The sequence below is a fragment of the Aequorivita marisscotiae genome, assembly GCF_029814825.1.
Lineage (GTDB): Bacteria > Bacteroidota > Bacteroidia > Flavobacteriales > Flavobacteriaceae > Aequorivita > Aequorivita marisscotiae.
In genome coordinates, this window is record NZ_CP122379.1 from 1,366,374 (window position 1) to 1,378,397 (window position 12,024).

Genomic DNA, 12,024 nt, shown 5'->3' on the forward strand with positions numbered 1-12,024 from the left:
GTAATTAATTCTGTTCCAAAACTATCGAGAAAAATTAATCATTAGTAATGAAATGCGCATATCAATGAGTTTCGAGCTAAACCGAAATGATTTATCTGCAAATTCCACTGACCAATAAAAAACTATACAATCAACAAATGAAAAAGGTGAATTTAATACATCTACGCTCAAAATTGCCACTTCTTTTGTTAGTGTTTTTACTAACTTTTTCAACTTCCATTTATTCGCAAGAAACAGCAGAAGGCAATGCTGCCGGAGGAGACGTTGCTGCGGGGGAAGCTTTGTTTAAGGCCAATTGTGCTGCGTGTCATAAACTAGATAAAAAGGCAGTGGGTCCCGCACTAAGAGGCGTGGGCGATAAATTTGACCGTGATTGGTTGTACAAATGGATTCAGAACAGTCAGGCGCTAATTGCCGCTGGCGATCCACAAGCTGTAAAGCTTTTTGAAGAAAACAACAAGGCTATAATGACGGCCTTTCCGGCACTTTCGGAAACAGATATGGATAATATCTTGGCATACGTTGATCAGCCTAAAGCGGAGCCGGTTGCAGCAGCACCGGGCGCAGAAGCTACTGCTGGGGGTGGAGCCTCAGGCGGAGGTTCTGTTTCTAACACATTGGTGGTAGGAGCACTGGCGCTTATTTTCTTGTTGCTGGTTATTATGCTCTATTTGGTCACCAATACGCTTAAAAGAATTGCAGAAGCAAATGGTGTTGTTTATGAAGAAAAGGAAAAGGGCACCCCTATTTGGAAAGCTTTTGTTCAAAATCAATTTTTGGTTTTGGTGTTTTCAATATTCTTATTGCTTTCCGCGGCATATTTCGGGTTTGGGTATATGATGCAGGTAGGTGTAGATCAGGGGTACGCTCCTGTGCAGCCAATTCATTACTCACATAAAATTCACGCTGGCGACAATCAGATAGATTGTAATTTCTGCCATAGTTCTGCTAGAAAAAGTAAACATTCCGGAATACCTTCATTAAATGTTTGTATGAATTGTCATAAAAATATTTCAGAAGTAGCTCCTGAAACGGCCACTGAAGAATATTCAAAAGAATTTTACGACGGAGAAATCCAGAAATTATACAAAGCCGTAGGCTGGGACGCCGAAAACCAAGAATACACCGGAAAAACGGAGCCTGTAAAATGGGTTCGTATCCACAACCTTCCTGACTTTGTATATTTTAACCACTCACAACACGTTACCGTTGCCGGGATCGCCTGTCAAAAATGTCACGGTGAAATTCAGGAAATGGAAGTAGTAGAGCAATTTGCTCCACTTACAATGGGGTGGTGTATAGACTGTCACAGAGAAACGAACGTTAATTTGGAGAATAATGAATATTATGCCAAAATACACGAGGAGCTTTCTAAAAAGTATGGAGTTGAGAAGTTAACAATCGCCGAAATGGGCGGATTGGAATGTGGAAAATGTCACTATTAATAAAATAAAAGGATAATTACAGATAGCAATATGGCATCAAACAAGAAATACTGGAGAAGTGTTGAAGAGCTGAACGAAGACAGTGCAATTGTGAAGGCGCTGCAGGATAATGAGTTTGTAACTGAAATCCCTACAGACGAGTTTCTTGGCGATAAAAAAGCTTTAGAATCTTCATCAACCACGCGTCGTGATTTCTTAAAATATGTGGGCTTTTCTACAGCTGCGGCTACATTGGCTGCTTGCGAGGGTCCCGTGGTTAAGTCAATTCCTTATGTTGTTCAGCCTCACGAAATAGTGCCTGGAGTAGCAAATTATTATGCTTCAACTATGGCCGACGGTTTCGATTTTGCCAATGTTTTGGTAAAAACTCGTGAAGGACGTCCCATTAAAATTGAAAGAAATGACCTTTCGGAAAATGGCGGAAGCGCAAATGCACGTGTGCATGCTTCAATCTTAGGATTATACGATAAAAACAGATTAACTGGCCCCTTGTTAAACGGTGCTGCTGTTAGTTGGCCAGAGTTTGATACGGCTATGGCGCAGAAAATGAATGAAATGTCTGGAAAAGATATTGTTTTGCTTACGCAAACATTCGCGAGCCCTTCTACTTCAAAATTAATTTCTGAATTTACCGCTAAATACGCGAACATAAAGCATGTTGTTTATGATACAGTATCTTGTTCGGCCGCTTTAGATGCGTTTCAGAATACATATGGAAGCCGTGCATTGCCAGATTACGATTTTTCAAAAGCCGAATTAATTGTATCTGTAGGAGCCGATTTCTTGGGCGACTGGCAAGGTGGAAGCTACAGCAAAGGTTATGCTAAAGGCCGCATTCCAAAAAACGGAAAAATGTCTCGCCATATTCAGTTTGAAGCAAATCTTACCTTAACCGGTGGAAAGGCAGATAAGCGAGTTCCGGCTACACCTACCCAACAAATAGAAATTTTAAAAGCTTTAACCGGTGGAAGTGCTTCTGGTTTGCCAGAAAATATAGCCGATGCTGTAAATAAAGCGAAAGCCCAACTTCAAAAAGCTGGAGGTAAAGCTTTATTGATAACAAACTTACCCGATGTAGCTTCGCAAACAATGGCGTTAAAATTTAATGCCAATAGTGAGGCTATGGATGTTAACAAACCATTGTTGACTAGACAGGGCAGTAATAGTGAAGTAATGAGCGTTGTAAACGGTGTTATTTCAGGAAATATAAAAGGCTTAATTACGGTGGGTGTTGACCCTGTTTATTCCTTGCCAAATGCACAGGAATTTGCTGAGGCATACCAAAAATTGGAAATGAGTCTTGCATTCGCTATTAAACAGGATGCTACTGCTTCATTGGCTAAAATGGTTGCCGCTGTTCCTCATTACTTAGAGTCTTGGGGCGATGCACAAATAAAGAAAGGCCACTATAGTCTTACACAGCCTACAATCCGTCCGTTGTTTAATACACGTCAGTTTCAAGATTGTTTGTTGCAGTGGACTGGCAATTCAAAAAAATATTACGATTACGTAAAAGAAACTTGGACATCTTCAATTTTAGGTGGTGGTTCGTGGGGTCAAGCGCTTCACGATGGTTTCGTAATCAGTGATTCTGAAGTGTCCATGGAGTCTGTAAAATCTGCTTCAGAAGGAGCTGGCGTTTTAGAGGAAAGTACTTCTAACGGTGCACTTTCGTTTCTTTCACAAGACGGTAATTACGATCTTACTTTATACACTTCTACTGGTTTGGGAGATGGCCAACAAGCTAACAACCCTTGGCTGCAAGAATTTCCAGATCCTATTACAAGAGCCTCGTGGGACAACTATCTTACGGTTTCGGCGTCAGATGCTGAAGCTCTCGGTCTAGTAAACAAACATGTATCTAATGGTGCTTTAAACGGAAGTTATGCAAATGTAACTTTAGGAAACGTAGTTATTGAAAACGTTCCAGTGATCATCCAACCAGGGCAAGCCAAAGGTTCTGTTGGTCTAGCATTGGGGTATGGTAAAACGGCTGCAATTCAAGAAGAAATGCAAACGGGAGTTAATGCCTATGCGCTGTATCAAAACTTCTCAAACATTCAGAAGGTATCTATTGAAAAAGCTAGCGGAATGCACGAATTTGCTTGCGTACAGTTGCAAAGTACAATGGCCGGACGTAGTGAAGATATTATAAAGGAAACAACTCTTGAAATTTTCAATACTAAAGATAAATCACACTGGAATTCTGTTCCTGTAACCGACTACGATCACAGTCCAACTTCGGTACGCGATGAAAAGGCAGATATCTGGAGCTCGTTCGATACTAGTGTTGGGCATCATTTTAATCTTTCTATAGATTTAAATGCGTGTACAGGATGTGGAGCTTGTGTAATTGCTTGCCATGCAGAAAACAACGTTCCCGTTGTTGGTAAAGAAGAAGTTAGGAAGTTCCGCGATATGCACTGGTTGCGCGTAGATAGATATTATGCTGCCGGTGAAACCTTTAAAGAAGAAATTGAAACTTTAGAAAATCTTCCTGCTTTTGATTCGTATAAAGTAGTTGAAGTTCCTGCATATGAAAATCCACAGGTTGCATTTCAGCCTGTAATGTGTCAGCATTGTAATCATGCACCTTGTGAAACTGTTTGTCCTGTTGCGGCCACGTCGCACGGTCGCCAGGGTCAGAATCATATGGCTTACAACCGTTGTGTTGGAACACGCTATTGTGCAAACAACTGTCCTTACAAGGTTCGTCGTTTTAACTGGTTCCTATATAGCGAAAATGATGCTTTTGATTATAATATGAACAATGACCTTGGAAGAATGGTGCTTAACCCAGATGTGGTGGTGCGTTCTCGCGGGGTAATGGAAAAATGTTCGTTGTGTATCCAAATGACACAGAAAACAATTCTAGATGCTAAGCGCGAAGGAAGACCTGTTAAGGACGGCGAATTCCAAACTGCTTGTTCAAAAGCTTGCGACACTGGAGCAATGGTATTTGGAGATATAAACGATGAAGAATCTGAAGTGTTAAAACTGAAAAAGGATGATAGAATGTATCATTTGTTAGAGAATGTTGGTACAAAGCCGAATGTATTCTATCACGCTATTATAAAAAACACCACAGAAGCATAAAAACTAATAAAAACCAATTATTTAAGAATTATATATGTCGTCACACTACGAAGCACCTATAAGAGAGCCTTTGGTTCTGGGAGAGAAGTCCTATCATGACATCAGTGTAGATGTTGGGGCACCCGTTCTGGGAAAGGCCAATAAATCTTGGTGGATTGTTTTTACCATCGCCCTAATAGCATTTTTATGGGGGTTGGGATGCATTATCTACACCGTATCAACCGGTATTGGAGTTTGGGGATTAAACAAGACCATTGGTTGGGCTTGGGATATTACCAACTTTGTTTGGTGGGTAGGTATTGGTCACGCCGGAACACTTATTTCTGCCGTATTATTACTTTTCCGCCAAAAATGGAGGATGGCCGTTAACCGTTCTGCGGAAGCGATGACTATTTTCGCAGTTGTTCAGGCTGGATTGTTTCCAATTATTCACATGGGGCGTCCGTGGTTGGCGTATTGGGTATTACCTATCCCTAACCAGTTTGGGTCGTTATGGGTAAACTTTAACTCACCATTGCTTTGGGATGTATTTGCAATTTCAACATACCTTTCTGTATCACTTGTATTCTGGTGGACAGGGTTGCTTCCGGATTTTGCAATGATACGCGATAGAACCCAAAGCCCATTTCAGAAAAAAATATATGGCATACTTAGTTTTGGATGGAGCGGCCGTGTAAAAGACTGGCAACGTTTTGAAGAAGTGTCACTTGTTTTGGCAGGTTTGGCCACGCCACTGGTACTTTCGGTACATACCATTGTATCTTTTGACTTTGCTACTTCGGTAGTTCCGGGCTGGCATAGTACCATTTATCCGCCTTACTTTGTTGCAGGAGCAATTTTCTCTGGTTTCGCTATGGTACAAACCCTGCTTATAATTATGCGTAAGGTTTCTAACCTAGAAAACTATATTACTGTACTTCATATTGAGTATATGAATAAAGTAATCTTACTTACCGGAGGAATAGTTACCGTTGCGTATTTAATTGAATATTTTATAGCTTGGTATTCTGGTGTGCCTTACGAAAATTACGCTTATTTATCCTTTGGTGCTGCAACTGGACCATACTGGTGGGCATTTTGGGCGTTAATAATCTGTAACCTAATTGTGCCACTTACACTTTGGGTGAAAAAGTTAAGAAGAAATATTGTTTGGACGTTTATCGTAGCTCTTATAATTAACATCGGAATGTGGTTTGAGCGTTTTGATATTATTGTTATAGATTTAAGTAAAGATAGATTAACCTCTACTTGGGCTATGTTTCAACCAACCTTTGTAGACATAGGTACCTTTATGGGAACCATCGGATTTTTCTTTGTGCTTTTCTTACTATATGCTCGTACTTTCCCAGTAATTGCACAAGCAGAAGTAAAAACAATTTTAAAATCTTCGGGAGAATCCTTTAAAAAATTACGCGCAATTCACGGCGATGACCACAGTCACGTACAAACAGTAGAGGAATATCCTGCTGATGCCGGTCCGGCCGCAAATACGTTAGATAAAAATTTTGAATCGCCATTTAATTCGGCTGAAGATGAAGTTGAAAATAATGCAGTTGATTTTGAAATGCATAAAGGGAAAATAGATAATCTGCTAAGTGCCGTAGGTGTCTTTAACCCAGAAACACAATCTCAGGACGACCTTAAAAAGATAAACGGAGTTGGACCAGTGATGGAACAGAAGCTTCACCAATTGGGAATATTTACTTTTGAACAGGTTAGCCGAATGACCGATCGCGAATACGATTTATTGGATGAGATAATTAGTGAATTCCCAGGAAGAGCCAAACGAGACGATTGGGCTGGACAAGCACTAATTTTAAAAAACGAAAACTAATTATGGCTTCTAAAAAGATACACGCAATTTACACTGATGACGATCTGCTAATGCAAGCCGTTAAGCAGACGCGCGCGGCAAACTATCATATCTCCGAGGTTTTTACCCCGTTTCCGGTACACGGTTTGGACCATGCTGTAGGTTTGGCGCCAACCCGTATAGCAATAACCTCATTCCTTTACGGTCTTGTGGGATTAAGTTTTGCGGTTTGGATGATGAATTTTATAATGATTGAAGATTGGCCGCAGAACATTGGTGGTAAACCAAGCTTTACATTTTATCAAAATATGCCGGCATTTATACCAATTATGTTTGAACTTACCGTGTTTTTTGCGGCTCACTTAATGGTTATCACGTTCTATATGCGAAGTAAACTATGGCCTTTCAAAAAAGCTGAAAATCCAGATTTACGTACTACGGACGATCACTTTCTAATGGAGGTTGATGCAGAAAACCACGACGTTGCAAAGTTAACCAAGTTCTTGTATGATACGGGTGCATCGGAAATTAGTCTAATTGAAAACGAGCAAGACCATTAATATGAAAACATTAATAAACATAGGAATCGCCATTATTGCATCTGCAACCATGGTTTCTTGTTTTAACGATAAAAAACCAAACTATCAATATTTTCCAAATATGTACGAGCCGGTTGGTTACGAAACATATGGTGAATACGATATATTTCCAGATCAACAGGAGGCAATGATTCCGCCGGCTAACACTGTTGCACGTGGCCATTCTGCTTATGACTATGAAAACAGTACGGAAGGATTATTACTTGCCAAAGCAGAGTTAACTAATCCATATCCTGTTACGGAAGAAAATTTGGCAACGGGTGCCCAGCTTTATACACTTTATTGTGCTGTATGCCATGGCGATCAAGGCGATGGAAAAGGAATATTGGCAACTCGTGAAAAATTCTTAGGAATTCCCAGCTATGCAGATGCAGGACGTACTATTACACCTGGAGGTACCTATCATGTACAAGTTTACGGTTTAAATGCAATGGGCTCCTATGCTGGGCAAGTAGACGAAAAGGAGCGCTGGCAAATAGCAATGCATGTTATGGATTTAAAGGCATCGTTAAAAGGTGAGCCTGGAGTCCTAGAAACTGCTAAAGCTACCGCAGATTCTATTAGTAGTTTGTCAGAAAAGAATATGGATGCAGGTACTGCTTCCGAAGTAGATAATAAGTAAGAAATTAAAGAGAATAGCTAAAGATATGTATACGCTACCTAGTAAATTAAAACTGTTTTCTATCATTATAATGGTGCTTGGACTGGCAGGAATGGCCTATGGTTTTCTTACAACCCCAAAGACTGTTGAGGATGTTAAAAAAATAATGGCCCAACAAGAAGGCCATCACGCTGAGGGACATGCAGATGCAGGACACGGCGAAGATAATACGGCGAACTTTGTTGATACTGCTCGTGGTGAAGCAGGTTATTCAGAAGCCGCGATGGAACACGCTACCGATTTAAAACCTGAAGGTCATGGTGCGAGCTCACACGATGAGCATGTTTTGCACCAGATGCAAACCAGACCTTGGTCTGCTACATTTGTGGCGGCATTTTTCTTTATGATGATTGCTTTAGGAGTATTGGTGTTTTATGCTATTCAATATGCTTCTCAGGCAGGTTGGTCTCCGGCACTTTATAGAATTATGGAAGGAATTACTAGCTATTTACTGCCTGGTTCTATTATTGTATTTTTAATAGTTGCTTTTGCGGGAACTCATTTTTTTCCTTGGCAGAACGAGGAGTTGGTAGCAGGAGATAAAATATTGCAAGGAAAGGCAGGTTATCTTAACCTTCCATTCTTTTTAATTCGTGGTTTTATCTATCTTTTAGGATGGAACCTATATAGATACTTCTCCAGAAAAAATTCATTGGCGCAAGACGAGGTTAATAATTATGGGCCATATAGAAAGAACTTTAAAATCTCAGTTTTCTTCCTGGCCTTCTTCCTTGTAACAGAAGCTTCAATGGCTATAGATTGGTTTATGTCTATGACACCGCACTGGTACAGTACGTTATTTCCTTGGTATGTTTTTGCAAGTTTATTTGTGTCGGCTATTACAGTAATAGCATTGGTAACAATACATTTAAAGAGCCGAGGCCTTATACCCTTTGTGAGCGATAAACATCTACACGATTTAGCTATATATATGTTTGCATTCAGTATATTCTGGACTTATTTATGGTTCAGTCAGTTTATGCTTATTTGGTATGCAAACATTCCAGAAGAGGTGACTTATTTTATAATACGGATTCAAGAATATAAAGTATTGTTTTTCGGAATGCTTATACTTAATTTTGTATTCCCTATTTTAGTATTGATGAATAGCGACTACAAGCGAGTACCGTGGTTTGTTGTTATTGCTGCAGTATTTATTTTGGTAGGCCACTATATAGACGTGTTCTTATTAGTGATGCCTTCAACTGTAGGCCATAACTGGTACTTTGGAATACCAGAAATAGCAGCATTGTTATTTTTTGCAGGACTTTTCATATTAGTTGTCGGAACGGGATTAGGGAAAGTTTCTCTCAGACCAAAGAATGATCCGTTTATTAAAGAAAGTGAAAACTACCATTTTTAATCATTTAGTTTAAAGAAGATATTGTAAGATGACCGCATTTTTAGTAATATTAGTAATCGTCCTTTTTGGAATTTCTGTATGGCAAATGAACAGAATTTTCCAGTTAGCAAAGACAAAGCCTACCGGCCATTCTGAAATAGCATCAGATAAGGATAATAACACCCAAGGGTACTTAATGTTAGGCTTTCTGGCATTTATCTATATTTTAACCATTGTTTCCTTTTGGTTGTGGTTTGATACCCTATTGCCAGAATCTGGATCTGAACATGGTTCTAAGATTGACAACCTTATGTTAATCTCTATGATTCTTATATTCTTTGTTGGAATTCTTACGCAAGGAGTGTTGCATTATTTTGCTTTCATTTACCGTGGCAACAAGGTTAAACGAGCTACTTTCTATGCCGATAACGACAAATTAGAATTTATTTGGACTATTATTCCAGTAATTGTATTGGCGGGGCTCATCATTTACGGTCTATTTACTTGGACCGATATTATGAATGTTGACAAAGATGACGATCCATTAATCGTTGAGCTTTATGCGCAGCAATTTAACTGGAAAGCTCGCTATGGTGGAAATGATAATACCCTCGGAAATGCAAACGTTCGCTTAATAGAAGGTGTTAATCAATTGGGGGTAGATCCTGCAGATCCAAACGGTCAGGATGATAAAATAGTAACCGAACTTCACCTGCCGGTTGGACGAAAAGTATTAATTAAAATGCGATCACAAGATGTGCTGCATTCTGCTTATATGCCTCATTTTAGAGCGCAAATGAACTGTGTCCCAGGAATGATTACACAATTCGCTTTTACTCCTACTATTACTACGGAAGAAATGCGACAAAATGATTATATTATCGATAAGGTAGCGAACATCAATACCATTAGAAAGGAAAAATCTGTTGAACTTGCAGCCAAAGGAGAAGAACCTTTAGAAACTTATGAATTTGACTATTTTGTACTGTGTAACAAAATATGTGGTATAAGCCACTACAATATGCAGATGAAAATAATTGTAGAGTCTGAAGAAGATTACAAGGCTTGGTTGGCAGAACAACCTACCTTAGGAGAACAGCTTAGCAAAGAAACTAAATAATATTAGCTTAATTAGATATGTCAACAAACGCACAGGTCCACGCAGTAGAAGATCACCACGACGATCACGGGCATCATAGTGAACAAACCTTTGTAACTAAATATATTTTTAGTACAGATCATAAAATGATCTCAAAGCAATACATGATCACCGGTATATTTATGGGTGTTATCGGTATTTTGATGTCTTTATTTTTTAGATTGCAATTGGCATGGCCAGACCATACTTTTACTCTTTATGAAATATTCTTAGGCAAATGGGGTACAGACGGTGTAATGGATCCGAGTGTATACCTAGCATTGGTTACCATTCACGGAACTATAATGGTTTTCTTTGTTTTAACCGCAGGACTAAGTGGAACGTTTAGTAACCTGTTAATACCCTTACAGATTGGCGCGCGAGACATGGCCTCAGGATTCCTAAATATGGTTTCGTATTGGTTGTTTTTCCTATCTAGTTTTATAATGCTCTGCTCTCTTTTTGTTGAAGCTGGACCAGCTTCTTCCGGATGGACTATTTATCCGCCCCTTAGTGCCTTGCCGCAAGCTATTCCAGGTTCGGGTACAGGGATGACGCTATGGTTAATTTCAATTGCAATTTTTATTGCATCATCATTACTTGGATCACTAAACTTTATTGTAACTGTAATAAACTTGCGAACCAAAGGAATGTCTATGACGAGACTTCCGCTTACAGTTTGGGCATTTTTTATTACAGCCATGATTGGGTTGGTTTCGTTTCCAGTTTTGTTTTCAGCGGCCTTAATGTTAATTATGGATAGAAGCTTCGGTACTTCATTCTTCTTATCTGACATTTATATTGCTGGTGAAGTATTGCACCATCAAGGTGGATCTCCGGTTTTGTTTGAGCATCTCTTTTGGTTCTTAGGACACCCGGAAGTTTATATCGTAATTCTGCCCGCAATGGGAATTGTTTCTGAAATTATGGCAACTAACTCGCGAAAACCAATTTTTGGTTATCGTGCAATGGTTGCTTCCCTTTTGGCAATTGCATTTTTATCAACCATTGTTTGGGGGCACCATATGTTTATTTCGGGAATGAATCCGTTCTTGGGGTCTGTATTTACCTTTACAACGCTGTTAATTGCAATTCCTTCAGCGGTAAAATCGTTTAACTGGATCACAACCCTATGGCGAGGTAAGCTGCAAATGAACGTAGCTATGCTTTGGTGTATAGCGTTCGTTTCAACCTTTATTACGGGTGGTCTTACAGGAATTATCATGGGCGATAGTGCCTTAGATATTAATATTCACGATACATATTTCATCGTGGCTCACTTTCACCTTGTAATGGGTATTTCTGCTGCCTATGGATTTTTGGCCGGTGTGTATCATTGGTTCCCAAAAATGTTTGAAGGCAGAATGATGAACAAAAAACTGGGCTATATTCACTTTTGGGTAACCTCAATTGGAGCATATGGAATTTTCTTCCCTATGCATTTTGTAGGATTGGCTGGACTTCCACGTAGATACTACAATAACACGAGCTTCCCTTATTTTGATGATTTGGCTGATATAAATGTGGTTATGACCATTTTTGCCATTATCACTATTGCAGTACAGGTAGTATTTCTTTATAACTTTATTCACTCCATGTTTTACGGAAAAATGGCGGGAAAAAACCCTTGGAATGCAACAACTTTGGAATGGACTACAGAATTAAAGCACATTCACGGAAACTGGGATGGTCCTATTCCACACGTTTATCGTTGGGCTTATGACTACAGCAAATTAAATAAGGATGAAACCGATTTTGTAATACCTGGTCAGGATTTCATTCCGCAGAACGTACCGCTTCAAGATAATGAAGATGAATTGGATCATTAAGTAATTCAATATAAAGTATTTAGCAAGCGCCCTTTTTTTGAGAAAAAAAGGGCGCTTATTATTCTACGTAAAGAATTCGTACTTCTACGTAGTATATTTTT

8 protein-coding genes are annotated in these 12,024 nt (G+C 39.4%); all 8 read left to right on the top strand.

Going from position 1 to position 12,024, the window contains the following annotated elements:
* Nucleotides 1-137: 137 nt before the first annotated feature.
* Genes QCQ61_RS06295 through QCQ61_RS06330 form a run of 8 tightly spaced genes read left to right on the top strand, consistent with a single transcriptional unit; the run spans nt 138 to nt 11,923 of the window.
* Entirely contained in the window at nt 138-1,445 is a 1,308-nt protein-coding gene (locus QCQ61_RS06295) for a c-type cytochrome (RefSeq protein ID WP_279450240.1), read from the top strand.
* Nucleotides 1,446-1,475: 30 nt separating this feature from the next.
* The gene (locus QCQ61_RS06300; RefSeq protein WP_279449920.1) at nt 1,476-4,541 is read left to right on the top strand and encodes a TAT-variant-translocated molybdopterin oxidoreductase; all 3,066 of its coding nucleotides are present in this window, start codon (nt 1,476-1,478) and stop codon (nt 4,539-4,541) included.
* A 34-nt stretch (nt 4,542-4,575) separates the two neighbouring features.
* A complete protein-coding gene (gene nrfD / locus QCQ61_RS06305) occupies nt 4,576-6,375 on the top strand; it encodes an NrfD/PsrC family molybdoenzyme membrane anchor subunit (RefSeq protein WP_279449921.1) in 1,800 nt (599 codons plus the stop codon).
* A 2-nt stretch (nt 6,376-6,377) separates the two neighbouring features.
* Nucleotides 6,378-6,914 (top strand): DUF3341 domain-containing protein, encoded by a 537-nt coding sequence (locus QCQ61_RS06310; protein ID WP_279449922.1) that lies wholly within the window; start codon nt 6,378-6,380, stop codon nt 6,912-6,914.
* A 1-nt stretch (nt 6,915) separates the two neighbouring features.
* Nucleotides 6,916-7,575 carry a c-type cytochrome gene (locus tag QCQ61_RS06315; RefSeq protein WP_279449923.1) on the top strand — a complete coding sequence of 220 codons (660 nt, stop codon included), beginning with the start codon at nt 6,916-6,918 and terminating at the stop codon, nt 7,573-7,575.
* A 25-nt stretch (nt 7,576-7,600) separates the two neighbouring features.
* Nucleotides 7,601-8,977: a quinol:cytochrome C oxidoreductase gene (locus QCQ61_RS06320; protein WP_279449924.1), complete on the top strand. Its 1,377-nt coding sequence runs from the start codon at nt 7,601-7,603 to the stop codon at nt 8,975-8,977.
* 28 nt (nt 8,978-9,005) lie between these two features.
* The gene (locus QCQ61_RS06325; RefSeq protein WP_279449925.1) at nt 9,006-10,076 is read left to right on the top strand and encodes a cytochrome c oxidase subunit II transmembrane domain-containing protein; all 1,071 of its coding nucleotides are present in this window, start codon (nt 9,006-9,008) and stop codon (nt 10,074-10,076) included.
* Nucleotides 10,077-10,093: 17 nt separating this feature from the next.
* Nucleotides 10,094-11,923, top strand: coding sequence for a cytochrome c oxidase subunit I (locus tag QCQ61_RS06330; protein ID WP_279449926.1), 1,830 nt, complete (start codon nt 10,094-10,096; stop codon nt 11,921-11,923).
* The last annotated feature ends 101 nt before the right edge of the window (nt 11,924-12,024 follow it).